Source organism: Chitinophaga sp. (assembly GCF_039596455.1).
Taxonomy (GTDB): Bacteria; Bacteroidota; Bacteroidia; order Chitinophagales; family Chitinophagaceae; genus Chitinophaga.
This window is the reverse complement of the sequence record NZ_JBCNJR010000001.1, coordinates 2,299,066-2,323,964: the sequence shown is the minus strand read 5'-3', so window position 1 is coordinate 2,323,964 and position 24,899 is coordinate 2,299,066. Positions and strand designations below refer to the sequence as shown.

Below are 24,899 nucleotides of genomic sequence, written 5' to 3'. Positions count from 1 at the left end.
CAAGGCATTAAAAAACCCCGGCACTCATCGTACCGGGGCTATTAATCATTTTTCTCCAACTCATTTCACCAGCTTCTCCACCGCCTCCTTCACCCGCTGAAACGGAAACCCCGCCAGCACCGCTTCCATCTGCGCCTTCACCGCATCATTCTGCAAATTGCCAATACTCCCCTCATGCGTATGATGAATCGACGTATCAGGTTTGAAACGCCCCTGTTCAATATCCAGCCCCACCTGCTTATACGCTTCACGGAAAGGCGTTCCTTCCAGCACCAGCCGGTTCACCACTTCCACGCTAAAGAGGTACTGATATTTATCGTCTTTGAGAATATCTTCCCCGATGCGAATGTTCTCCAGCATCAGCCGGCTCATTTGCAGGCAATTGCGAAGAACACCAAATGCCGGGAACAGGTTCTCCTTGAGCAGCTGCAGATCACGGTGGTAGCCTGAAGGCAGGTTCACCGTCATCATGGCTATTTCATTCGGCAGCGCCTGCAGTTTGTTGCAGTGGGAACGGATCAGCTCCCAAACGTCAGGGTTCTTTTTATGCGGCATGATGGAAGAACCGGTGGTCAGTTCATCGGGGAAGCTGATGAAGCCGAAGTTCTGGTTCATGAACAAACAGGCGTCCATAGCCATTTTGGAAAGTGTGGCGGCAATGCCGGAAAGGGCAAAGGCTACCAGTTTCTCCGTTTTACCGCGACCCATTTGCGCATACACAACATTGTAGTTCAGGCTTTCAAAACCCAGCAGGCGCGTGGTCATTTCCCGGTTGAGGGGGAAAGAGGAGCCATAGCCGGCGGCGGAACCCAGCGGGTTTTTGTTCACCACCTTGTAAGCGCCCTGCAGCATGATGAGGTCATCTACCAGGCTTTCCGCGTATGCGCCAAACCAGAGGCCGAAAGAAGACGGCATAGCTATCTGTAGATGGGTATAGCCGGGCAGCAGGTGATTTTTATAAGCTTCGCTCTGCGTTTGCAGCAGGTCAAAGAGTTGTTTGGTTTCGTGTACAATGTTCTCCAGCTCGCTGCGCAGAAAGAGCTTGAGGTCTACCAGTACCTGGTCGTTACGGGACCGGCCGCTGTGTATCTTTTTGCCGGCTTCGCCAAGGCGGCGGGTCAGCAGCAGTTCTACCTGGGAGTGAATGTCTTCCACCCCATCTTCCAGCACAAATTTCCCTTCCTGTATTTCCAGGTAGATCTGCTTCAGTTCTTTTTGTAGTACCGCCAGGTCTTCTTTAGGCAGCAAGCCTACAGATTCCAGCATGGCAATATGCGCCAGGGAGCCCTGCACGTCAAACGCGGCCAGGTAGGCGTCCATTTCGCGGTCTCTTCCTACCGTGAACTGTTCTACCGCGGCCAGCGCTGCTTTATCTTTCTGCCAGAGTTTCATATCTACAAATTTATGCCATTCACAATGGAAAGCAATTTTATATACGTGTCTATACCCTGGCGTATTTCGTCCAGGTAAATAAATTCGTCTGCCGTGTGGGAGCGGGCGGAATCTCCGGGCCCCACTTTCACGGAAATAGCGGGTATCAGCGCCTGGTCTGAAGTAGTGGGCGAGCCGTACAATTGTTTGCCCAGGCTAATGCCTGCTTTCACCAGCGCATGGTCTTGCGGAATAAAGGAAGGGCGCATGCGCATGGAGCGGGGCGTTACGTCACACTGCACGTTGGCGCGGATCACTTCCAGCATTTGTTCCAATGTATATTGATCTGTTGCCCTTACGTCTACCACAAATGAACATTCGGCCGGCACTACGTTATGCGCTTTGTTGGAAGTTTGCACCACCGTTACGCTCATTTTCACAGGGCCCAGCGTGGGACTTTCTTTCGGGAAACGGTAAGTGCGAAACCAGTTGATGGCGTCCATAGCCTTGTAGAGGGCGTTCTCCCCTTCGTCGCGGGCAGCGTGGCCGGCTTTGCCGTGCGCCACACAATCCAGCACCATCAAGCCTTTCTCTGCAATGGCAAGATCTGTTTTGGTAGGCTCTCCAACAATAGCGAACTCAAATGGCGGCAGCTGGGCAAGAATACTTTCGATGCCGTTCACCCCGCTGATCTCTTCTTCTGCCGTAGCAGCTATGATGATATTATACGGCAGGCCTTCCTGTTCATAAAAATGCATAAAAGCGGCCAGCAGGCTCACCAGGCAACCACCGGCATCGTTGCTGCCAAGGCCGTACAGTTTCCCGTCTGCCACATCAGGGGAAAACGGGTTGCGGGTATATTGCGGGTTAGGTTTTACGGTATCGTGATGGGAGTTGAGCAGAATGCCGGGTTTGGCGGGATCGAAGTGTTTGTTGACCGCCCACACGTTGTTCAGATGCTGATGGTACGCTACGCCGCGCTGCTCAAGAAACCTGGCCAGTATGGCTGCCGTGCCCTGCTCTTCTTTGCTGAAGGAAGGGGTGGCAATGAGTTCTTTTAAAAGCTTTACGGCGTCTTCATAGCGTTCTTCTGTCCACATATAGTTAGCATATTAGGGTGCCCGCCACCGTGTCTGTGGTGTTCCGGCGCACATCGTCCGCATGGCCGATCAGCACTTCCTTCACACCGTTGTCAATGGCGGCGAAGGCGTTCTCCAGCTTCGGCAGAATGCCGTCTGCAAGAGCGCCTTCGGCCAGCAGGGTTTGATAATTGTTACGGTTGATCAGGTTGATCACCGAATCATCGTCTTCCACATTCCGCAGTACGCCTTTCTTCTCGAAGCAATAGATCAGGCGTACGGGGTAATGCGCGCCCAGCGCTACGGCGAGCGATGAGGCAATGGTATCTGCATTTGTGTTAAGTATCTGCCCTTCCCCGTTATGGGTAAGGGGAGAGAACACGGGTGTGAGGCCCGCGTCCAGCAATAACTGGATGGGTGCGGCCTGCACATTACCGGCGGGTATGTCTCCTACAAAACCGTAGTCTATCTCCTTCACCGGGCGTTTCACCGCGGGTATGATGTTGGCGTCTGCACCGGTGAGACCGATGGCGTTGCAGCCTTTGGCCTGCAGCTTTGCTACTATCTGCTTGTTCACCAGCCCGCCGTACACCATGGTTACCACGTCAATGGTATCTGCATCCGTGATGCGGCGGCCGTTCACGTACTTTGATTCAATGCCCAGCTTGTCTCCCACGCGGGTAGCAATTTTGCCGCCGCCGTGAATGAGCACCTTCTTGCCGGGCACGGCGGCAAAGTCTGCCAAAAACTGGTCCAGCAGCGCCGCATTATCTATTACGTTCCCTCCTACCTTGATCACGTATACCATATACCTTGCTTATTGATGCTTTAAAATTTCGCTTAACACAGCCTGTGCCGCCCACACGCGGTTGCCCGCCTGGGGGATTACGATGGACTGCGACCCGTCCAGCACCTCGTCTGCTATCACCACGTTGCGCCTTACGGGCAGGCAGTGCATTACGGAGGCGTTGTTGGTGTTTTTCAGGCGTTCATTGGTGATCATCCAGCGCTCGTCCGTGCAGGTGATCTTGCCGTAATCTTTGTAAGAAGACCAGTTTTTCACGTACACAAAATCAGCGCCTTCCAGGGCTTCTTCCTGGTTGTAGATCACCGGCGCCTGGCCGGCAAACTTCGGGTCCAGCTCATAGCCCTGGGGGTGGGTGATCACAAAATCCACCTCATCCCAGTTGTTCATCCACTCCGCAAAAGAGTTAGGCACGGCCTGGGGCAGCGCTTTCACGTGCGGCGCCCAGGTCAATACCACCTTGGGCTTGCGCGGCTGCTGCCAACGTTCCTTGATGGTAATCACGTCCGTGAGGCTCTGCAGCGGGTGTAGCGTAGCGCTTTCCAGGCTTACAATAGGCCGGCCGGCGTATTTTACGAACTGGTTGATGTATTTCTCCGTATAGTCTTCCTCCTTGTTTTTCAGACCAGGGAAAGTGCGGATGGCCATGATGTCAAAATACTGGCCCATTACCGCCGCTGCTTCTTTCACATGCTCCGTGGTATTGCCGCTCATCACCACCCCGTCATTCATTTCCAGCGCCCAGCCTTCTTTATCGATATTAAACACCACTACTTCCATACCCAGGTTACGGGCCGCCACTTGTGTGCTCAGGCGCGTACGCAAACTGGGGTTCAGGAAAATCATTCCCAATGTTTTGTTCTCTCCCAGCCCTTTGTCTTTAAAAGGGCTCTTTTTATAGTCCAATGCTGTTGCCACCAATTGTGGCACGCTGGGGACGTCTTCTACGGAAATAAACTGCTTCATCGGTTAATTTAGCTCTTGTTTAATAGCGTTTAAAAATTGGTCTGCCTGTGCTTTGGTGAGCGCCAGGGAGGGCAGCAGCCGTATTACGTTCGGCTTTGCTTCCCCGGTGAATATCTTGTGCTTAAAAAGCAGCTCTTTTTTAACATGCCCCAGTTCTTCCGGCAAGTCTATACCGATCATCAGCCCCTTCCCTCTTACTTCTTTAATCTTCGGCAGGTTCTTCAGCTCTTCCATCAGGTAATTGCCCACCTGTTCGGCGTTGGCAATCAGGTTTTCCTGCTCAATCACTTCCAGCACTGCCAGCGCGGCGGCACAGGCCAGGTGGTTACCGCCAAAAGTGGTGCCCAGCAGGCCGTAAGAGGCTTTGAACTTGGGGGAGATAATAATGCCGCCAATGGGGAAACCGTTGCCCATGCCTTTGGCCATGGTGTAGATATCTGCGTTCACGCCGGCATGGTCATGAGAGAAGAACTGGCCGCTCCGGCCGTAGCCGCACTGTACGGAATCTGCAATGAACACGGCGTTGTGCTCGTCACACAGGCTCCTGATCTTTTGCAGGAAACCCGCGGAGGCTACGTTGATGCCGCCTACGCCCTGTATGCCTTCAATGATCACGGAAGAAACCGCGTTTTGCTGGAAGGCTATTTCCAGCGCCTCCTGGTCTTCCCAGGGCAGAAAGATCACATTATCTGTCTCATTCACCGGGGCCACTATCTTCGGGTTGTCCGTAGCGGCTACCGCCAGTGAGGTCCGGCCGTGGAAGGCCTTTTTGAAAGCGATGATCTTCTTTTTACCGTTGTGGAAAGAGGCCAGCTTGAGAGCATTCTCATTGGCTTCCGCACCGGAGTTGACGAGAAACAACTGGTAGTCTTCCTTGCCGGAAACTTTACCCAGCTTCTGCGCCAGCTCCTGCTGCAGCGGTATGTGTATGGAATTGGAGTAAAAACCTACTTTGTTCAGCTGGTCTGTGATCCGCTGTACGTAGTGCGGATGGGTGTGACCAATAGAAATAACGGCGTGGCCGCCATAGAGGTCCAGGTACTCCTGGCCTTTATCATCCCAAACGGCGGAGCCCTTGGCTTTTACAATGGTAATATCGTTAACCGGGTATACGTCAAATAATTTCATAACAATCTGTTGTTGCTGGTGATAGAACTAGAATACGATGGATTTGAGCTTCAACCCGGCTGTTTCATCCAGCCCCAGTAACAGGTTCATGTTCTGTACTGCTTGCCCTGACGCACCTTTCAGCAGGTTGTCTTCAATAGAATGGATCACCAGTTTGCCTTCCACTTTTTCGATCTGCACCAGGCATTTGTTGGTGTTCACCACTTGTTTGAGATCTATCTGCGTTCTGCTGACATGCGTGAAGGGATGGCCTTTGTAGAACTCTTCAAAGAGTTGATAGGCCTCTTCCAAGGTCAGGTTGCTTTCCAGGTATGAAGTGATCCAGATGCCGCGCGGATAGTCTCCCCGCACCGGCACAAAGTTGAGCGCTCCTGAATAAGCAGGCTGGAGTGCCTGCAGCGTTCGTCGTATCTCCTTCAGGTGCTGGTGTTGCAGTACTTTATAAGTAGAAATGTTATTTGCTCTCCAGGTGAAATGGGAAGTGCCCTGCAGCTTCTGCCCGGCGCCGGTAGAGCCGGTGATGCCGGTGGTATGCACTTCGCCCAGCAGCCCTGCTTTGGCCAGGGGCAGCAGGCCCAGCTGGATGCCGGTAGCAAAGCAGCCGGGGTTGGCAATGTTGGCGGCTTTTTTGATGGCTTCCCGGTCATATTCCGGCAGGCCGTATACAAACTCCCGGCCGTTCACGCTTTCGCCTAAACGAAAGTCCTGGCTGAGGTCTATCACATGTATATGGGCGGGAATGGGCGTGCTTTCCAGGAACTTGCGGGATTCCCCGTGCCCCAGGCAAAGGAACAGTACGTCTACATCTTCCGCTATATCTGCTGCAAAGGTCAGGTCTGTTTCTCCCAGCAGGTCTGCATGAACGGCATACAGCGGGTTGCCGGCGTTGCTGCGGCTGTGCACGAATGCCAGCTCCACGTCCGGATGGTTCAGCAGCAGCCGGATGGTTTCACCACCGGTGTAACCTGCGCCGCCTATAATACCTGCCCGTTTTTTTGTAGTCGTTCCCATTATTTGTTGTTGTCTTCGTTTACCTGATGCCAGATCATGGTCTGGTTACCGAATATTTTGCTGAAGCCTCTCACATCTTCGCCGCTCCAGCCGGAGTTCATTTCACCGTACTTGCCGAATTTGCTGCTCATAAGGTCATAGGCAGATTCAATGCCGGTTACCTGGAAGCGGTAGGGCATCAGGGTCACAAATACCTTGCCGCTTACCTGCTGCTGGCTGTGCTGGAGGAAGGCCTCAATATCGCGCATCACGGGGTCCAGTATCTGGCCTTCGTGCATCCAGTTGCCGTAGAACTGCGCCAGCTGGTCTTTCCAGCTCAGCTGCCATTTGGTGAGCACGTGTTTTTCCAGCGCGTGGTGCGCTTTCAGGATCACCATGGGCGCGGCGGCTTCAAAGCCCACCCGGCCCTTGATGCCGATGATGGTATCTCCCACGTGAATATCACGGCCTATGGCAAAGGCGCCGGCAATGCCCTGCAGGTAGATGATGGCTTCTGTGGGGTGGCTGAATTTTTTATCGTTCACACCCAGCAGCTCGCCCTTTTCAAAAGTGAGGGTTACCTGCTCAGGCTGTTGTTTGGTAAGCTGGGTGGGCCAGGCTTCTTCCGGCAGCATGCCGTGAGAGGTAAGGGTTTCCTTACCGCCTACTGACGTACCCCAGATGCCTTTGTTGATGGAGTACATGGCCTTGTCGAAGTTCATCTGCACGCCTTTGGATTTGAGGTAGCTGATCTCCTCTTCGCGGCTCAGCTTCAGGTCACGGATGGGGGTGATGATCTCCACGCCGGGTATCATGATGTGGAAGATCATGTCAAACCGCACCTGGTCATTTCCCGCGCCGGTGCTGCCATGTGCTACGGCGTCTGCGCCCACTTCCTTCACGTATTCGGCAATGGCCAGCGCCTGGCTCATGCGCTCGGCGCTCACGCTCAGGGGGTAGGTGTTGTTCTTCAGCACGTTCCCGAAAATAAGATACCGGATCACTTTGTCGTAATAGGAGCGAACCGCATCTACTGTCTTGTGACTTTTCACACCCAGACTGTAGGCGCGTTTCTCGATCTCCTGCAGCTCTTCCGCAGTAAAACCACCCGTATTTACGATCACGGAATGCACTTCATACCCTTTTTCTTCGGACAGGTATTTTACACAGTACGATGTATCAAGTCCTCCGCTGAATCCCAGTACTACTTTCTTCATGGTAAATTATATTCTGATTGAAAATTCAAGTTACAGTTTACAGCCAGCTGAAAAAGAAAAACCTTTTTTTGCTGACGCCGGGTGCTCCGCCGCCGCCCATTTTGCGGGAGGCTTTGAGCAGCACGTATTTTTTATACCGCATCCACCTTTCGAACAGGGAAAAATTGCCCTTGAACTTCCGCTTCTTCTTCCCTTCGTCCGTAGCGGGACTTACTGCCACAGCGGCGGCAGTACCGTTAACGGCTATGGCTGTAGCAGCGGCGGCAGCGGCTTTTTCACGGGCCTCTTTTTCTTTCTCCACAGGGTCATACAGCATGGCGGTGCAGAGGCAGTTCTTCCGGTTCTTGGCCGTGAGCACGTCAAAGTTCACACAGCTGCGGCAGCCTTTCCAGAATTCTTCATCGTCTGTCAGCTCGGAGTAGGTGACGGGTTCGTAGCCCAAATCCGAGTTGATCTTCATCACGGCCAGGCCGGTGGTAAGACCGAATATTTTAGCGTCAGGATATTTTTTCCTGGACAGTTCGAATATTTTTTCCTTGATGGCTTTGGCAACGCCGTGGCCACGAAAGGCCGGGTTAACAATGAGGCCGGAGTTGGCCACGAACTTCTCGTGCCCCCAGGCTTCGATATAACAAAAACCTACCCACTCGCCGGAGGTGGTAAGGGCGATCACCGCCTTGCCTTCTTCCATTTTGAGCTGTACGTACTCAGGAGAGCGCTTGGCTATACCGGTTCCCCGGGCCTTTGCAGAAGCCTCCATTTCGTCCGTAATGGTCTTTGCATAATGCTTATCGTCGGCAGTGGCTGCCCTTACGATTATATCCTTATTTTCCAACTTGTTAAAATTGAAAATTGTAATGCAATAATGATGATGAAACAGGTTCCGTTTCCGGAAATACCCATGAGGGGTTCATGGTGCGACAGCGTGCCCCGGGCAGGACGGCGCTATCAAATACGAGGTCGTCGGGAGAGATATCTAAAGACAGGAAACCCAATAGCGCAAACACCTTCTTCAAAAGAAGGGTGATAAGCAAAAATGTTGTTATGGGTTGCGATGTATTTCAACTTCAGTTCGACATTAAATTGTTATAAAAACGTCTTTAGTTAATAAAGTATCCGCAAAGTTATAACATATTTAAATACTGTGGGTATTTTTTTTGCCGCAAAAAGAAAGGGAGGAACGCGGCCGGGCCTGCGTTTCCTCCCTTTCCGGGGCCTGAATTGGCTGAAAATCAGAACACGCCTATTTCAGCGGCTCCCGCCCGCGTTTCTTTGGCGTCTGCGGGGGCCAGCGCTACCAGCTTGAAGTAGCGCGCCTGTGTTGATTTTGAGAGCTTTACGGTCTGTTTCACGGGGTTATTGAGGATGTTGGCAAAGCTGCCCTGGGCCACAGGCTGGCCCCAGTTCTGGCCATCCTGGCTCACATAGAAGGCATAGTTGTAAATAATGCCTCCGCGGGGCCTCGGCGTGTAGGTAAAGCCGTTGATGGGGGCGGCCGTCCCCATGTCTACCTGTATCTCCTGGGGAAAGCTGCCGGCCCTGCCCTGCCAGGCAGTGGCGGGGTCTCCGTCTATGGCCCGGTCTGCATCTGCTGCGTTCATCACCTTCCAGCCGGCGGGCGCCAGGTCAAAGGTAACAGCCACGGTGGCGCCGCTTTTTTTGCCGTTCTCAATGAAGCTTTTGGCCTTGATGGTACCGCTTTTCGGGAAGGAGAACGCGGTGCCGGTGTAGCGGGGGCTGGCGGTGGTGGGCTCGCTGCCGTCTATGGTGTAGTGAATGGCCGGGTCTGCGGAGAGGGCGGAGATGGTTACCATGCCGTCTTTACTGCGTTTGATCACCGGGTCTGCCAGCACCTCAGGGGCCTTGAACAGCTTCACTTCACTGATCACCGGGCTGGCTTTGGCATCCAGTATCTCTATGCGCACGCTTTTGGTGGTGGTATTGGGCAGGCGCAGGATGCGCTTGTAGCCGATGGTGGTTTCACGGGCTATTTCCCTGTACACCCTGCCTTCCAGCACGCTTACGGTGAAGCCCTTCACCCGCTGGCCCAGAGGAATGAACTCCTGTATGGCAAGGCGGTTAAAAGTAACAGGCTTTTCAAAGCTGAGGTTGATGGTACCGGTGAGCTGCCCTTCGCCGGTAGCCCAATAGGTATTGTAGTTGTTGTCTGTCAGGTAGATGGCGCTGGTGAGCGTGCTGTTTTTGCGGGTGTTGACAGCAGAGGTTCTGGCGCGTACGGCCAGGTTGGTCTTGAAATCGGCGTCCAGCGTTCTTTTCAGCTCCATCAGGCGCAGCGAGTCGTTTTTATGGATGCGGCCGCGGCGGTCTACCGGTACGTTCAGCAGCAGGTTGGCGTTGCGGCCTACGGAGCCGTAGTAGATGTCCAGCAGCCAGGGAAGGGTCTTCACCTTGTCGTCCGTAGAAGGGCTGTAGAACCATCCGGGGCGGATAGACACGTCTGCCTCACCGGGCACCCAGTCTGTACCGTCTTCCTGGCCTTCGTTCAGCGGCTTGTTGATGCCGGGCATGCCGGGCCGGAACTGGCTGGCGTTGAGGGTGCTCCAGTTGGTAGTGCCGGCAAAGCCGTTTTCATTGCCTATCCAGCGGCAGCCGGGGCCGTTATCGCTGAAAAAGATCACGTTGGGATGGTATTTTCTTACCGTGTTGTGAAACAGGTCCCAGTCGTACTCCTGCTTTTTGCCGTTGGGCCCTTCGCCGTTGGCGCCGTCAAACCACTGCTCGAATACATAACCGTATTTGGTATGCACTTCTTCCAGCTGTTTGGCAAACACCTGGTTATACTCAGGCGTGCCGTAAGCAGGGTGGTTGCGGTCCCAGGGAGAGAGATACACGCCAAACAGCAGCCCGTACTCTTTACAGGCCGCGGAAAGTTCGGCCAGCACATCTCCCTTGCCGTTCTTCCACGCGCTTTCGCGCACGGTGTGTTTGCTGTAGGCGCTGGGCCAGAGGCAAAAACCATCGTGGTGCTTGGCGGTAATGATGATGGCCTTCATACCGGCCAGCTTGGCGGTACGTGCCCACTGGCGGGCGTCAAGCTCCGTCGGGTTGAACACTTTCGGATCTTCGTCCCCATGCCCCCACTCCTTGTCTGTAAAGGTGTTGGGCCCGAAGTGGATAAACATGTAATACTCCAGTTGCTGCCATTTCACCTGCGCGGGTGAGGGCAGGGCGCCGTAAGGTTTGATCTCCGGCTGTGCCCAGGCGCGGGTAGCGCACAGAACGAAGAATAATAAGAATACTTTTTTCATAGTGCTGTATTGCAGACGTGTGCTGTTAAAAATAATATACTGCCGTTCATTTCCCGAACATTGGTAATATCACAATAGAGAAAGCTAAAATAGTACGGCCCGCAAACGGTTGCAGGAACAGGCGCCTGCCATCTATCACAAAAATGTCACAATTTATGTAAGCCCGTTGCGGAAGAAGCCATGAAAGCCATACATTTAAAGCCATTTAATCACACAATACTCTTTATTTATATGAACATGCATCGCAGGAAGTTTATCAGGAACAGCATGGCCGCAGGCGTAGGCCTTTCTCTCATGAACACGCCGGCACGGGTGTTTGCCGCGCAGAAAAAAGACAAAGTAAGAGTGGGCCTCATTGGTGTGGGCGCACGTGGCCTCAACCACCTGGACCTCTGCCTCCGCCGCAGTGATGTAGACGTGGTAGCCATTGCAGACCCTGATGTAACCTTCACCCTGCCGCAGGCCCGCGAAATGATACAAAAACACTACGGCGCCAAGCGCAAGGTAGCGGAATATACCAAAGGCCCGCATGATTACGAGAACCTGCTTAAACGTACAGATATAGACGCGGTGATCATTGCCACTCCCTGGGAATGGCATACCGTGCAGGCCGTGGCTGCCATGAAAGCCGGCAAAACACCGGCCGTGGAAGTATGCGGCGCGGCTGACATCCAGGAATGCTGGGAGCTGGTGAACACATCAGAAGCTACCGGCGTGCCCCTGTTCGGTATGGAAAACGTGAACTACCGCCGGGATGTGCTGGCCGTGCTCAACATGGTAAGGCAAGGCCTGTTCGGAGAGCTGGTACACCTGCAGGGTGGTTACCAGCACGACCTCCGCGCCGTGAAGTTCAACAACGGCAAACAGCTTTATGGCGGCGGCGTGGAGTTTGGCGAGAAAGGTGTGTCTGAAGCGAAGTGGCGCACCAATCACTCCGTTCACCGCAACGGAGACCTCTACCCCACACACGGCCTGGGCCCGGTAAACAACATGATCAATGTTAACCGCGGCAACCGGCTGCTGTCTCTTACCAGTGTGGCCACCAAATCGCGCGGGCTGCACAAGTATATCCTTGACCAGCCGCAGGGCGGCCCCAACCACCCCAACGCCAAAGTGGAATTCAAGCTGGGAGATATTGTAAGCACGCTCATCAAGACCAACAACGGAGAAACCATCCTGCTTTCTCATGATACCAACCTGCCCCGCCCCTATTCCCTCAACTTCAGGGTGCAGGGCACCAACGGGCTGTGGATGGACGATTTTGATTCCATTCACATTGAAGGCAAAAGCAAACCGCATACCTGGGAAAAAGCCGGCGAGCCCAACGATGCAGACAGCTATATGGGCAAGTACGATCACCCGCTCTGGAAAAAGTACGCGAACGATGCTTCCGGCGCAGGCCATGGCGGCATGGACTGGTTCGTGATCAATTCCTTTATTGAAAGCATCAAACGCGGTACGGATTATCAGATGGACGTGTACGACCTGGCTACCTGGTACGCCATTACGCCGCTCAGCGAACAGTCTATACTGGAAGGCGGCTCCGTACAGTACATCCCTGATTTTACGCGCGGCCGCTGGATGAGCCGCAAACCCAACTTTGCGCTAGACGGCGAGTATTGATCCCGGCAAATCATGATAAAAGAACGGCGGTACCAGGTATGGTACCGCCGTTCTAATTTTATCTTTACGTATGCACTACGCCGTTACCACCCTGGCGCCATCTTCAATAGACGTAACGTACACATCAGGCACTACACCATACTGGTCTTTATAACGGGCCTGCATAAACGAACCGAAAGCATCTACCTGGTCTATTTTCACGAGATTGATAGTGCAGCCGCCAAACCCGCCGCCCATCATGCGGGCGCCCGCTACTTCCGGGCGTTTCTTGGCCAGGCCGGCCAGGAAATCAAGCTCAGGGCAGCTTACTTCATAGAGGCGGCTAAGGCCGTCATGAGACGCGTACATGAGGCGGCCCGCCTCTGCCAGTTCATTGTTCTGCAGGCGCGTGCAGGCCTGCTGTACCCGTTCATTTTCCTGCGTTACAAAACGGCAGCGGTCATATACCTTGGGCGGCAGCGAACTTTTGTATTGCTCTACCTGTGCCGCCGTTACGCCGCGCAGGCTGCTGATGCCGGGCACAAATTGCCTGAGTATTTCCACGCCCTCCTCACACTGCGCCCGGCGCACGTTGTATTCGGAAGACGCCAGGGAGTGGTGAACCATCGAGTTCACCAGCACTATCTTGTAAGTTTTCGAGAACTCGAAGGGGAAATACTGGTACTCCAGGCTGCGGCAGTCCAGCAGCATTACCCGGTCCTTTTTACCATGAAGGTTGGCAAACTGGTCCATAATGCCGCATTTCACACCCGGGAAGGTGTGCTCTGCCAATTGGCCTACCCGCGCCATCTGCATACGGTCAAGGCCGAAGCCCAGCAGGTGGTCCAGCCCTACAGACAGTCCCCCTTCCACGGCGGCGGAGCTGCTCATGCCCGCGCCGATGGGAATATCTCCGTGTACCACACAGTCAAAACCCTTCACTTCCCGGCCCAGCTGCTGCAACTGGTACACTACTCCTTTCAGGTAATTGACCCAGCCGCCGCCGGGTTGTATATTTTCCAGGGAAAAAGAGGCCATTTCATTGCTGAACAGCGCGTAGGCGTTACAAGTGTCTGTGCCGTTGAGGGCAATGGCGTAGATGATCTTTTTATCGATGGCGGCCGGCAACACAAAACCTTCGTTATAGTCCGTGTGCTCTCCAATGAGGTTGATCCGGCCGGGTGAGCTTACCATTATCGGTTCTTTTCCAAAAAGCTGGTGGAATTTATCCTTTACTGCTGCAATCATTTAAAGCGTACATTTTACACCTAAAAGTATAAAATTAGATCACTATTCAAAAACCCATGGCGGGAATTTCTGTAAAAGGCACCATAAATACCGGGCAAATTGGTCTCCCGGGGCTTTTGTTACCCGTAGAATCGGGCAGGTACGCCCCAAAATAATGGTGCTTCTGCATAAAGGCAGAAGCACCATTATTTATAATGCGGTCTAAATTTATCAGGCAGGCAATCCTTTTTTATGCCCGGAAGCGGCAAAATAGAGGATATACAGGTAACAGGGTATCATCAGCAGGTAGGGCAACTGGCGGTTACCACCTACACTGTCAACAATAGCGCCGTACACAAGCGGCAGGATGGCGCCCCCGGCAATGCCCATGATAAGCAGCGCGGAGCCTGTTTTGGTGAACTTGCCCAGCTTGTTGATAGCCAGCGGCCAGATGCCGGGCCACATCAGGGAGTGGGCAAAGCTGAGGAGGATGATGAAGAGGATGGAGATGTTGCCGCTGGTGGTCAATGCACCAATGGTAAACACAACACCCAATATGGCGCAGATGATGAGCGCGTTTTTCTGCGGCAGGTATTTCGGAATGGCTACTACGCCAATGAGATAACCAACGGTAAATGCGATCAGGCACCAGATGCTCAGGTTGCTGGCCACGTCCTTTGCCAGGCCGGTGTATTCGCCATACAGCGCCAGGGAGTCAATGGCCAGCACTTCCACCCCTACGTACAGGAAGATGCAGAGCACGCCCAGCATCAGGTAAGGTATCTGGAACACGGATGTTCTGCCGTACTGGTCCGCAGCGCCCTCTTCCGTTGCTACTTCGTCTTCCTGGTTGATTTCAGGCAGGTGGGCTTTACGTACAAAGAACGCCAGCAGCAACAGCACTACCGCCATTACAGCGTAGGGCGCAATGAGACGGGAAGCCAGCAGGTCAAGCTCTGCTTCACGGGCGGCGCCGGTGAGGGAGTTGATCTTGTCTGATATATGCTGGGTATCACTGAACAACAGTTTTACCAGCACAAAGATGCCGATCATACCGGCCACCTTGTTACAGATCCCCATGATGCTGATACGCTTGGCCGCGCTTTCAATGGGGCCAAGAATGGTTACATAAGGGTTGGAAGCCGTTTGCAGCAATGCCAGGCCGGTACCCTGTACAAACAGGCCGAACAGGAACACAGGGTAAGAGCGCATTTGTGCAGCAGGAATGAAGATCACCGAGCCAACGGCAATGGTGAGCAGGCCCAGGGACATGCCCTTGGGGAAGCCAATTTTCTTCAATATCAATGAAGACGGGATGGCCATCACAAAATAGGAAATGTAAAAAGCGAAAGCTACCAGGTAGGCCGCGAAGTCGGTCAATTCACATGCCTGTTTCAAAAAGGGAATCAATACGGAATTCAGCCAGGTTACGAAGCCGAAAATAAAGAATAGCGTGGCAATAATCGCCATTGCCTGCGTGGTGTTACCACGAGGAGCGGCCACTGTAGCGGTTTTGTCAGTCATGAGCTGCCTAGGTTGATTGTTCAAGAATGCCACGAACTTAATTAACAATTCTCAATTTTCATAAATATATTAGCTAAAACGTTTGAGCAATTAAAAAAATTAGGGCTTTTCCCCGTGTTTTTGCCCGTTTGTTCAAAAAAATTATTCTACATTTAAAGCCTATTTTACCAAAAACCATAAAAGGTATATATGTCCACGCAAAGTAAACAAGGTACGCATCCCTCGTTTTTTGTATTGATTCTTGTGTTCTTCTTCTGGGGGTTCGTGGCCGCATCCAACAGTATCCTCATTCCCTTTTGCAAAGCCCATTTTGACCTCACACAGATCCAGTCGCAGCTGGTAGACTTTGCCTTTTATGGCGCTTACTTTGTAGGCTCTCTTATATTATATCTCCTCTCTGCTTTTAAGGGGGTAGACATCCTCAACCGCATCGGCTTCAAGAAAGGTATTATATACGGTCTGCTCATTTCAGGCGTAGGCGCTGCCGCCACCATTGGCGCGGTGAACCTGGGGCTGGGCATGGAAGACAAGACCAGCGCCTTTTACCTGATATTGGGCGCCTACTTCATTGTAGCGCTCGGTTTTTCCCTGCAGCAAACAGCTGCCAACCCCTTTGCCGTACTGCTGGGTGACCCGGCCGGCGGCTCTCACCGCCTCAACCTGGCCGGCGGCGTCAACTCTTTCGGTACCACCATAGGCCCGCTGGTGGTGAGCATCCTGCTCTTTGGCACCGCTGCAGACGCAGGGCCCATCGGAGATACAGACATCAGCAAGATCAACATATTATATATCACACTGGTAGGCCTCTTCCTGCTGGCAGCCGGCATATTTGCCGCTACCAAAATGCCGAAGGGCACGGAAGACGATCATTTCGAATCATCTACCAAAGCCACCTATACGCTGGTAGGCATCACGGTGATGTTCGTGCTCATATTGCTGGGCATCATTCTTGAAAATCCACTGCCCTTTTTTATTGCAGGCATCATCGGCATCCTCTCCATTCTCTTTTACGCGCAGGCCGCTTCGCGTAATGACGGCAACGGCTGGGGCGCCATGAAGTACCCGCAGCTGGTAATGGGCATGATAGCCATTTTTGTATACGTGGGCGTGGAAGTAAGTGTGAGCAGCAACCTTGGCGAGCTGCTGAAAAAACCCGGCTTCCTCACGCTGGAAGGGCTGAACGAATCACAGCTCAGCCCCTACATTGCCGTGTTCTGGGGCGGCCTGATGATTGGCCGGTGGACGGGCGCCATCAGCGTGTTCAACCTCAGCAAAGGCATGCGGCAGCTGCTTTCCGTGGTAGTGCCCTTTGTGGCCTACGGCGTGATACTGGTTGTAAACCACCTGAAAGGAAATGATATTGAAGAACTGTATCCCTTTGCTATCTGCATTGTGATACAGATACTGGGCTTCTTCTACGGCCAGGAGAAACCGGCCAAAACGCTGATGACCTTCGGCATTATGGGCGTGGCCGCCATGATCATTGGCCTGTTTACAGAAGGGCAGGTAGCTACTTTCGCCTTCATCAGCGGCGGGCTTTTCTGCTCTGTGATGTGGCCCTGCATCTTTTCACTCTCCATTGCCGGGCTGGGCAAATACACCGGCCAGGGCGCTTCTTTCCTCGTAATGATGATCCTCGGCGGCTCGCTGATACCGCCGCTGCAGGGTGGTTTTGCAGATATCCCTGCAATTGGCATTCATCATTCGTATATTGTACCGGTAATTTGTTTTGCATACTTAGCATTTTTTGCAATTCGCGTTAAATCAATCTTAAAATCTCAGGGAATCGACTATGAGTCAGCAATTAGCGGTGGGCATTGATATTGGGGGAACCAACACAAAATTTGGAATTGTAGATCGTCGTGGTAATATTTTATGCCAGGACAGGATGTCAACCAAAGCTCACGAAGAAGTTACTATGTTTCTGGCCGAACTCCATCAGCGCTTGTCTAAGCTGATAGAACAGGTTGGAGGAATCGAAAACATTAAGGGAATAGGCGTAGGCGCTCCTAATGGCAACTATTACACCGGTAATATTGAATATGCCCCTAACCTGCGCTGGAAAGGTATTGTACCTTTAGCCAACATGCTGCAGGACCTGTTTAATCTCCCTACCGTATTGACCAACGACGCAAATGCGGCCGCCATCGGTGAAATGACCTATGGCTCTGCCCGTGGCATGAAAGATTTTATCACCATCACCCTGGGCACCGGCGTTGGCAGCGGTATTGTGGCCAACGGCCAGCTCATTTACGGGCACGATGGTTTTGCAGGGGAACTGGGCCACGTCATCGTGATACCCGGCGGCCGCCTGCACCCCGGTACCGGCGCGCACGGCTCGCTTGAAGCCTACGCTTCCGCCACCGGCGTTACCAATACCGCGCTGGAGCTGCTGGAAGCCCGGCCGGATGAAGAAAGCCTGCTCCGCAACCACACGCGGGAGGAAATAGATTCAAAAATGATCTATGAGGCCGCTATCAAGGGAGACAAGCTGGCCATGGAAATATATGAGTACACCGGCAAAGTGCTGGGAGAAGCGCTGGCCAACTTTGTGATGTTCTCCAGTCCGGAGGCCATTGTGCTGTTTGGCGGGCTCACCCAGGCGGGAGATCTGATCATGCGCCCGGTCCGCCACCACATGGAAAAGAACCTGTTGCCCATTTTCCAGAACAAGGTGAAGCTGGTGTTCTCCGAACTTAAGGAGAGCGACGCGGCCATTCTGGGCGCCAGCGCACTGGCCTGGGAAATGAAAGACTAAAAAACTACCGGGAAATGTCAATTGTAAATGATGAAATGTTCGTTCATTTGCAATTGACATTCCTTTTTTTGGACCAAAGCAAACGTGAACAATGAACAGCAGACGCAATTTTCTCAAAACAGCCGCTTTGGGGGCGGCGGCTCTTTCCCTTGACGGGCTTCCTGCAACTGCGCAGAACAGCAAAGGCAAGGTACGCAAACCCGTTGTGGTGAGCACCTGGGACTTTGGCATTGCTGCCAACAAGGCCGCCTTTGATGTGCTCAAGAACGGCGGCCGCGCGCTTGACGCGGTGGAGGCCGGCGTAAAAGTGCCCGAAGCAGACCCCAACAACCATACCGTTGGTTACAGCGGTTTCCCGGACCGTGATGGCCGCGTTACGCTGGATGCCTGCATTATGGACGAACTGGGCAACTGCGGCTCCGTGGCTGCGCTGGAGCACATTATGCACCCCATTTCCGTAGCCCGCAAGGTGATGGAAAAAACGCCCCACGTGATGCTGGTGGGAGAAGGCGCCCTGCAGTTTGCGCTGGAAAACGGTTTCAAAAAGGAAAACCTGCTTACGCCCGAATCTGAAAAAGCCTGGAAGGAGTGGCTGAAAAAAGCCGAATACAAGCCGGTGATCAATATAGAGAACAAATCTTACCAGGGAGACGGCAAAGGCGCCACCGCCTTCAACCCGCTGCAGCTCCCCGGCAACGTATACAACCACGATACTATTGGCATGGTAGCCCTGGATGCGGCCGGTAACCTCTCCGGCGCCTGTACCACCAGCGGCATGGCCTTCAAAATGCGCGGGCGCGTGGGAGACTCTCCCATTATTGGCGCCGGCCTGTACGTAGATAACGAAGTAGGCGCCGCTACCGCCACCGGCGTGGGAGAAGAAGTGATACGCGTGGTAGGCAGCTTCCTGGTAGTGGAGCTGATGCGCCAGGGCTATTCTCCCGAAGCCGCCTGCAAGGAGGCTGTGATGCGCATTGTGAAGAAAAAGTCCGCCAAGGCAAAAGAGATACAGATCGGCTTCCTGGCCCTGAACAAAAAAGGCCAGCATGGCGCATTCTGCCTGCAGAAAGGTTTTAGCTATGCCGTAACCGCCGCCGGGCAGGAACAGCTTATTCAGGGAAAACATCATTTTTAATGGAAAAGATCACGCTTGAAATATGCGCCGCCTCACTGGCCTCCTGCATAGCCGCTGAAGAAGGCGGCGCAGACCGCATTGAGCTGTGCGATAACCTGCTGGAAGGCGGCACCACGCCCAGCTACGCCACTATTGCCCTGGCGCGTGAAAAGGTGAAGATAGCCCTCTACCCCATCATCCGCCCGCGCGGCGGTGACTTTTTGTATGACGATATGGAATTTGCCATCATGCAAAAAGATATTGCGCTGTGCAAAGACCTGGGGTGTGACGGTGTAGTGATTGGCCTGCTGACCGCGGACGGGAAAGTGGATAAAGTGCGCACCCGCGTGCTGGTGGAGCTGGCCTGGCCCATGGGCGTTACCTTTCACCGCGCTTTTGATATGACGGACGATGCGTTCCAGGCATTGGAAGATATCATTGAAACAGGCTGCGAGCGCATACTCACCTCCGGGCAGCGCAATACCGCCCCGGAAGGCGCTGAACTTATTCAACAGCTGGTGGAGAAAGCCGCCGGCAGAATTGCCATCATGGCCGGCTCCGGCGTGCGCGCGGGCAATGTGGCCGCGCTGGCCGCCGCTACCAAAGCACAGGAATATCATACTACCGCAAAAGATTATATAGACAGCCGCATGCAGTTCCGCAACCCCAACGTGAGCATGGGCGGCATTCCCGGCGTGCCGGAATACGGCATTGCCGTTACTCAGGCAACACAGGTGAAGCTGATCCGCGAAGAAGCGGAGAAAGGGTTGAACAACTAGGCGTCCCGATATTAAAACCCTTTCAATATTTACTGTAGCTAAACAAGGTATAGTACGCATTCACTACATTTATCCACACTGGATAAATGGGCCACCATTTCCCGGCAACACATTAAATAATTTTATAAATTACACCAGACATGAAAAAGGCGGGATTTCTTGCATTCTTCTTATTCAGCTACATGGCCCTGCACGCGCAGGTAAAGGGAGTGAAACACGTGATCCTCATAGGCATGGATGGCCTGGGAGCGTACGCCATTCAGAAAGCGGACAACCCGAACATGAAACAGCTCATGGCAGATGGTTCCTGGACGCTGGAGGCCCGCAGCGTGCTGCCGTCTTCCAGTGCGGTGAACTGGGCGTCTATGACCATGGGCGCAGGGCCGGAGCTGCACGGGTTCACGGAGTGGGGCAGCAAAAAACCGGAGCTGGAATCGCGGGAGCTTGACCAGTACGGCCTCTTCCCTTCCATTTTCACCCTGCTGCGTGAGCAGAAACCTTCCGCTGAAATAGGCGTCATTTATAGCTGGGGCGGCATTGGTTACCTGTTTCCTAAACAGGCGGTGAACAAAGACCAGCCCTGCGCCAATGACACGCTCACCACGGAAGCGGCGGTGAGCTATATCAAAGACAAAAAGCCGGCCTTCCTGTTCATTCATTTTGACCAGCCAGACGGCGTTGGACATGGCATAGGGCATGATATTCCAGAATACTATGAACAAGTCAGGAAAAACGATATTCTTTTAGGCAACATCCTGCAGGCCATAAAAGATGCGGGCATGTGGGATAACAGTATCATTATCCTTTCTTCCGACCACGGCGGCATCAACAAGGGCCATGGCGGCAAAACAATGGCGGAGATGCAGATTCCCTGGATCATCCGCGGCAAAGGCATCAAAAAAGGCAACGAAGTGAAAGAAAGCATTGTTACGTACGATACCGCCGCCACCATTGCCTATATTTTCGGCTTGAAAACACCCCGCGTGTGGACGGGCAGACCTGTGAAAGAAGCATTTGCGAAATAGCAGGCATGCCGGATTATGACGGGCAAGGCACGAAACTTGTACCGTCACTGATGAAGCAGACATTTTATCTATATAATCCGATACATATGCAGCGATCCGTATTAGTATTCATGCTCTGCATGGCCGGCGCTTCACCGCTGCCGGCACAGGTGCAGGGGCAGGTGATCAAAGTGCTCAGCTACAACATTCACCACGGTGTCAACAACAAAGGTGAACTTGACATACAGGGTATTGCCAACGTGATACTGGCCACCAATCCAGACCTGGTGGCCTTGCAGGAGGTTGACAGCGCCACCGCCCGCGTAAAAAAAGCCAACCAGTTGCAGCAACTGGCAGAGGCCACGGGCATGTACATCTACTTTGGCAAGGCCATGGCCCTGCAAGGCGGCGGTTATGGCAACGGCATTCTCTCCCGCTACCCTATCCAGGAAAGTTACAGTGTAGAGCTGCCGGCAGCCGGCGCCGGCAGCGAACCCCGCACCGCGGCGGTAGTAACCGTAAAGCTGCCGGGAGACAGCCTGCTGCTCAACTTTGCCAGCGCGCATCTTGACCACCGGGAAAATCCGGCAGACCGGCTGGCGCAATGCGGCATATTGCTCAAACATTTCGGGGAGCACACCCGGCCCGTGATACTGGCGGGAGATATGAACGCAACACCCGCTTCCAAAGAGATCACCACGCTCAAAAGCCTGTTCACAGACGCCACAGAAAAGCTGGGCCCTACCTGGCCTTCAGACAAACCCACGCAGAAGCTGGACTATGTTCTGGTCAACAATACTTCCCAATGGCATGTGATGAGCGCCACTGTGATAGAAGAAACGGTAGCGTCTGATCACCGGCCGGTGATCTGCGAGCTGCTGCTGAAATAAAATGCTCATTATTCATCTAACGAAGCTGTATCTCGCCGGTACAGCTTCGCTTTTTTATACGCCAGCCGCAGAATTCCCTGAGCCAAGGCACAGTTTTTATTTGCCTTTCTGCCGGCCCGTACCGCGCAGCCTCCCTCAATTAAAAACTTCACCGCCCATCAAATCACTAAAACGTTTTAGCGATTCTTTTCTTATTTTAGCCCTTCCGGCACCCATGCCGGGCTTGAACTAAAAAAACAGTGAATGAAAAAATGGTTGGTTGCGCTGGCCCTGGGGCTGGCATGTGCTGCACAAGCCCAGCAAAAAAATTACGCAGAGAAAGTAAACCCGTTCATTGGCACCGGCGGCCACGGCCACACCTACCCCGGGCCCAGCCTGCCCTTCGGCATGGTGCAGCTGAGCCCTGACACCCGCCTCAAAGGCTGGGACGGCTGCTCCGGTTATCACTACACAGACTCCGTGATGTACGGCTTTTCACACACCCACCTCAGCGGCACCGGTATTGAAGATTATTGTGACGTATTGCTGATGCCAGTTACCGGCCAGCCTTCATGGAACAATGAAGAATACGCCTCTCCCTTCTCCCACAAAAACGAAAAGGCCTACGCCGGCTTTTACAGCGTGAAGCTGGACAAATACAACATCCAGGCATCACTCACCGCCACCAAACGTGTGGGCCTGCACAAATACGAGTTTCCCGCCGGCGCCAAAGAAGGGCATGTGCTGCTGGACCTCTACCATCGTGATATCGTGATCAATTCCAGTCTCAAAGTGGTGAATGACAGCACCGTCATCGGCATGCGCCGCTCCACTTCCTGGGCGAAAGACCAGATATTGTTCTTTGCCATGAAGTTTTCACAGCCCTTCCGCTCCCACAACGTAGCGCTTGGAGATACCGCCAAAGGCGCCCTGCAACAGGCGGAAGGCCGCAACATCAAGGCATACTTCACCTTCGGCAACACCACACAGCCGTTGTATGTAAAAGTGTCCCTTTCCGGCGTGAGCGAAGAAGGTGCATTGAAAAACCTGAACGCTGAAATGCCCGGCTTTGATTTTGACCAGACGCTGGCCTCCGCCAAAGCCGCATGGAATAAAGAGCTGGGAAAAATTGAAGTGAAAGGCGGTACGGAAGATCAGCAAACCATCTTCTACAGCGCCCTGTACCACGCCTGCCTCAATCCCAACCTCTACATGGACGTAGACGGGCAATACCGAGGCACAGACCTGCAGGTGCATAAAGCCGAAAGTTTCGATAACTACAGCGTATTCTCCCTGTGGGATACCCACCGCGCCCTCCACCCCCTCATGACGCTCATCAACCAGCAAAAAACAAACGACTGGATCAACACCTTCCTGGCCCAGTACAAGCACGGCGGCATGCTGCCGGTGTGGGAGCTGAGCGGCAACGAAACTTTTTGCATGATAGGTTACCACTCCGTGCCGGTAATTGTAGACGCTTACCAGAAAGGCATCCGCGGTTACGATGCCAAATACGCGCTGGAAGCTATGCGCAGCTATGCGGAAGGAGAACGTTTTGGCATGCAGCACTACATCCGACAGGGCTACCTCAGCATGGACACACAGCCGGAATCAGTATCCCGCACACTGGAATATGCGTATGACGACTGGTGCATTGCACAGATGGGCAAAATGCTCGGCAACACGGAAGTGTACAACCGCTACATGAAACGCGCACAAAGCTATAAAAACGTGTATGACGCTTCTACCGGCTTTATGCGCGGTAAAATAGGCGGCCGCTGGATGAGCCCCTTTGACCCCACGGAAGTGAACAACTTCTTCACCGAAGCCAACTCCTGGCAATACAGCTTTGCCGTACCGCAGGATGTAAGCGGGCTCATCAGGCTCAACGGCGGCAAGGAACAATTCACCAAAAAGCTGAACCAGCTGTTCACTACGGAAGACAAACTATCCGGCCGCCATCAGTCAGACATCACAGGTCTTATTGGCCAGTACGCCCACGGCAACGAGCCCAGCCATCACATTGCTTACCTCTTCAACTACGCAGGCCAGCCCTGGCGCACGCAGGAACTGGTACACCAGGTGATGAGCACCCTGTACCACAACGCGCCTGACGGGTTGAGCGGCAATGAAGATTGCGGCCAGATGAGCGCCTGGTACGTGATGAGCGCCATGGGCATTTATCCTGTTACGCCCGGCTCTGGCATCTATGCACTGGGTACGCCCACCTTTGATGAGGTAAAGCTGCACTTCGAAAACGGTAAATCTTTCACCATCAAGGCCGGCAACCTTTCCAATAAAAACTTCTACGTGCAGGGTGTTACCGTGAACGGCAAACAATTGCCGCACTCCTGGATAGCGCACAGCACCATCATGCAGGGCGGCAGCATGGAATTTACCATGGGCGCCATACCCAACAAAACCTGGGCAGCTGCGGAAGCCAACCAGCCGCACAGCGCTATTACAGACAACCCGGTAGTGGCCGTGCCTTATGCCGAAGCGCCCTCAGACCGCTTTACAGGCAGCGTGCAGGTAACGCTGAAAGAAGTGGAGCCCAACACCGTGATCTATTATACGCTGAACGGCAGCACGCCTACCAACCGCTCCACCCGCTATACCAAACCCATCACGCTCACCAACACCACCACGCTGAAAGCCGTGGCTTTCCGCAACGGCCAGTACAGCCAGGTGATGCAAACGCCGTTTTACCGCATTCCTACAGACAAGTCTATACAGGTGCTGTCAAAGGTCCATCCGCAGTTTGACGCCGGCGGGCCGGATGGTTTGATAGACGGCATCCGCGGCCAGAACGATTTCAGGCTGGGCGCCTGGCAGAGCCACTACCCCGGCAACCTGGAGGCCATTGTAGACCTCAAGGCCCCGCGCCAGTTGAAAAAGCTGGGCCTCAGCGTACTGCAAGACCTGGGCGTGTGGATATGGTACCCCACGCAGGTAGAATTCCTGGTGTCTGACAACGGGAAAGATTTTACCTCCGCGGGCGTCGTGAAAAATACTTTCTCTGACCGGGAGTACGGCAGTTTCACCCAGGTGCTGAGCCAGCCCGTAAACCTGAAAGCACGCTATGTGAAAGTGGTGGCCACTACCCACGGCGCCATCCCTGACTGGCACCCCGGCAAGGGAGAGCCTTGTCATATTTTTGCGGACGAAATCATTATTGAGTAGTATTTTCCGGAAGC

Annotated in this window: 19 protein-coding genes; 8 read left to right on the top strand and 11 right to left on the bottom strand. The window is 53.6% G+C overall.

Annotation, left to right across the window (positions count from 1 at the left end; all coding sequences use genetic code 11):
• Window positions 1-60: 60 nt before the first annotated feature.
• The 9 genes from argH to ABDW36_RS09325 all read right to left on the bottom strand — a co-directional run bounded on the left by argH (window position 61) and on the right by ABDW36_RS09325 (window position 10,825).
• A complete protein-coding gene (argH, locus tag ABDW36_RS09365; RefSeq protein ID WP_343701626.1) occupies window positions 61-1,392 on the bottom strand; it encodes an argininosuccinate lyase in 1,332 nt (443 codons plus the stop codon).
• 2 nt (window positions 1,393-1,394) lie between these two features.
• On the bottom strand, window positions 1,395-2,471 hold the full coding sequence (locus ABDW36_RS09360; RefSeq protein ID WP_343701625.1) for a M20 family metallo-hydrolase: 1,077 nt from the start codon (window positions 2,469-2,471) through the stop codon (window positions 1,395-1,397).
• Between the two features lie 4 nt (window positions 2,472-2,475).
• Window positions 2,476-3,258 carry an acetylglutamate kinase gene (gene argB, locus ABDW36_RS09355; protein WP_343701624.1) on the bottom strand — a complete coding sequence of 261 codons (783 nt, stop codon included), beginning with the start codon at window positions 3,256-3,258 and terminating at the stop codon, window positions 2,476-2,478.
• A gap of 9 nt (window positions 3,259-3,267) precedes the next feature.
• Window positions 3,268-4,221, bottom strand: coding sequence for an acetylornithine carbamoyltransferase (locus ABDW36_RS09350; protein ID WP_343701623.1), 954 nt, complete (start codon window positions 4,219-4,221; stop codon window positions 3,268-3,270).
• Between the two features lie 3 nt (window positions 4,222-4,224).
• Window positions 4,225-5,349, bottom strand: coding sequence for an aminotransferase class III-fold pyridoxal phosphate-dependent enzyme (locus ABDW36_RS09345; RefSeq protein ID WP_343701622.1), 1,125 nt, complete (start codon window positions 5,347-5,349; stop codon window positions 4,225-4,227).
• Window positions 5,350-5,376: 27 nt separating this feature from the next.
• Window positions 5,377-6,360 (bottom strand): N-acetyl-gamma-glutamyl-phosphate reductase, encoded by a 984-nt coding sequence (gene argC, locus ABDW36_RS09340; RefSeq protein ID WP_343701621.1) that lies wholly within the window; start codon window positions 6,358-6,360, stop codon window positions 5,377-5,379.
• Window positions 6,360-7,556, bottom strand: coding sequence for an argininosuccinate synthase (gene argG, locus ABDW36_RS09335; protein ID WP_343701620.1), 1,197 nt, complete (start codon window positions 7,554-7,556; stop codon window positions 6,360-6,362). The genes argC and argG overlap by 1 nt, the downstream gene beginning before the upstream one ends.
• Before the next feature lie 37 nt (window positions 7,557-7,593).
• Window positions 7,594-8,391, bottom strand: a complete 798-nt coding sequence (locus ABDW36_RS09330; protein WP_343701619.1) for a GNAT family N-acetyltransferase — start codon at window positions 8,389-8,391, stop codon at window positions 7,594-7,596.
• Between the two features lie 397 nt (window positions 8,392-8,788).
• Complete coding sequence (locus ABDW36_RS09325; protein WP_343701618.1) at window positions 8,789-10,825, bottom strand: alpha-L-fucosidase; 2,037 nt, start codon at window positions 10,823-10,825, stop codon at window positions 8,789-8,791.
• Window positions 10,826-11,056: 231 nt separating this feature from the next.
• Here ABDW36_RS09325 and ABDW36_RS09320 point away from each other — a divergent pair, with 231 nt between their 5' ends.
• Complete coding sequence (locus ABDW36_RS09320) at window positions 11,057-12,448, top strand: Gfo/Idh/MocA family oxidoreductase (protein WP_343701617.1); 1,392 nt, start codon at window positions 11,057-11,059, stop codon at window positions 12,446-12,448.
• Window positions 12,449-12,523: 75 nt separating this feature from the next.
• Here the strand turns inward: ABDW36_RS09320 and galK are convergent, their stop codons facing one another.
• Entirely contained in the window at window positions 12,524-13,675 is a 1,152-nt protein-coding gene (gene galK / locus ABDW36_RS09315) for a galactokinase (RefSeq protein WP_343701616.1), read from the bottom strand.
• A gap of 210 nt (window positions 13,676-13,885) precedes the next feature.
• Window positions 13,886-15,178 carry a sugar MFS transporter gene (locus tag ABDW36_RS09310; protein WP_343701615.1) on the bottom strand — a complete coding sequence of 431 codons (1,293 nt, stop codon included), beginning with the start codon at window positions 15,176-15,178 and terminating at the stop codon, window positions 13,886-13,888.
• 189 nt (window positions 15,179-15,367) lie between these two features.
• Here ABDW36_RS09310 and ABDW36_RS09305 point away from each other — a divergent pair, with 189 nt between their 5' ends.
• From ABDW36_RS09305 to ABDW36_RS09275, 7 genes are all read left to right on the top strand, one after another.
• Window positions 15,368-16,999, top strand: a complete 1,632-nt coding sequence (locus ABDW36_RS09305; RefSeq protein ID WP_343701614.1) for an MFS transporter — start codon at window positions 15,368-15,370, stop codon at window positions 16,997-16,999.
• A complete protein-coding gene (locus tag ABDW36_RS09300; protein WP_343701613.1) occupies window positions 16,971-17,936 on the top strand; it encodes an ROK family protein in 966 nt (321 codons plus the stop codon). The genes ABDW36_RS09305 and ABDW36_RS09300 overlap by 29 nt, the downstream gene beginning before the upstream one ends.
• Window positions 17,937-18,027: 91 nt before the next feature.
• Entirely contained in the window at window positions 18,028-19,071 is a 1,044-nt protein-coding gene (locus ABDW36_RS09295; protein ID WP_343701612.1) for a N(4)-(beta-N-acetylglucosaminyl)-L-asparaginase, read from the top strand.
• On the top strand, window positions 19,071-19,829 hold the full coding sequence (locus tag ABDW36_RS09290; RefSeq protein ID WP_343701611.1) for a copper homeostasis protein CutC: 759 nt from the start codon (window positions 19,071-19,073) through the stop codon (window positions 19,827-19,829). Before ABDW36_RS09295 ends, ABDW36_RS09290 begins: the two co-directional genes overlap by 1 nt.
• Window positions 19,830-19,969: 140 nt before the next feature.
• On the top strand, window positions 19,970-20,854 hold the full coding sequence (locus ABDW36_RS09285) for an alkaline phosphatase (RefSeq protein ID WP_343701610.1): 885 nt from the start codon (window positions 19,970-19,972) through the stop codon (window positions 20,852-20,854).
• 86 nt (window positions 20,855-20,940) lie between these two features.
• Window positions 20,941-21,723, top strand: coding sequence for an endonuclease/exonuclease/phosphatase family protein (locus tag ABDW36_RS09280; protein WP_343701609.1), 783 nt, complete (start codon window positions 20,941-20,943; stop codon window positions 21,721-21,723).
• A gap of 243 nt (window positions 21,724-21,966) precedes the next feature.
• Window positions 21,967-24,885: a GH92 family glycosyl hydrolase gene (locus ABDW36_RS09275; protein WP_343701608.1), complete on the top strand. Its 2,919-nt coding sequence runs from the start codon at window positions 21,967-21,969 to the stop codon at window positions 24,883-24,885.
• Window positions 24,886-24,899: the final 14 nt, after the last annotated feature.

Coding starts and splice junctions, on each gene's coding strand:
- argH (WP_343701626.1), bottom strand. CDS start 1,392: ATGAAACTCTGGCAGAAAGATAAAGCAGCGCTGGCCGCGGTAGAACAG.
- ABDW36_RS09360 (WP_343701625.1), bottom strand. CDS start 2,471: ATGTGGACAGAAGAACGCTATGAAGACGCCGTAAAGCTTTTAAAAGAA.
- argB (WP_343701624.1), bottom strand. CDS start 3,258: ATGGTATACGTGATCAAGGTAGGAGGGAACGTAATAGATAATGCGGCG.
- ABDW36_RS09350 (WP_343701623.1), bottom strand. CDS start 4,221: ATGAAGCAGTTTATTTCCGTAGAAGACGTCCCCAGCGTGCCACAATTG.
- ABDW36_RS09345 (WP_343701622.1), bottom strand. CDS start 5,349: ATGAAATTATTTGACGTATACCCGGTTAACGATATTACCATTGTAAAA.
- argC (WP_343701621.1), bottom strand. CDS start 6,360: ATGGGAACGACTACAAAAAAACGGGCAGGTATTATAGGCGGCGCAGGT.
- argG (WP_343701620.1), bottom strand. CDS start 7,556: ATGAAGAAAGTAGTACTGGGATTCAGCGGAGGACTTGATACATCGTAC.
- ABDW36_RS09325 (WP_343701618.1), bottom strand. CDS start 10,825: ATGAAAAAAGTATTCTTATTATTCTTCGTTCTGTGCGCTACCCGCGCC.
- ABDW36_RS09320 (WP_343701617.1), top strand. CDS start 11,057: ATGAACATGCATCGCAGGAAGTTTATCAGGAACAGCATGGCCGCAGGC.
- galK (WP_343701616.1), bottom strand. CDS start 13,675: ATGATTGCAGCAGTAAAGGATAAATTCCACCAGCTTTTTGGAAAAGAA.
- ABDW36_RS09310 (WP_343701615.1), bottom strand. CDS start 15,178: ATGACTGACAAAACCGCTACAGTGGCCGCTCCTCGTGGTAACACCACG.
- ABDW36_RS09305 (WP_343701614.1), top strand. CDS start 15,368: ATGTCCACGCAAAGTAAACAAGGTACGCATCCCTCGTTTTTTGTATTG.
- ABDW36_RS09300 (WP_343701613.1), top strand. CDS start 16,971: ATGAGTCAGCAATTAGCGGTGGGCATTGATATTGGGGGAACCAACACA.
- ABDW36_RS09295 (WP_343701612.1), top strand. CDS start 18,028: ATGAACAGCAGACGCAATTTTCTCAAAACAGCCGCTTTGGGGGCGGCG.
- ABDW36_RS09290 (WP_343701611.1), top strand. CDS start 19,071: ATGGAAAAGATCACGCTTGAAATATGCGCCGCCTCACTGGCCTCCTGC.
- ABDW36_RS09285 (WP_343701610.1), top strand. CDS start 19,970: ATGAAAAAGGCGGGATTTCTTGCATTCTTCTTATTCAGCTACATGGCC.
- ABDW36_RS09280 (WP_343701609.1), top strand. CDS start 20,941: ATGCAGCGATCCGTATTAGTATTCATGCTCTGCATGGCCGGCGCTTCA.
- ABDW36_RS09275 (WP_343701608.1), top strand. CDS start 21,967: ATGAAAAAATGGTTGGTTGCGCTGGCCCTGGGGCTGGCATGTGCTGCA.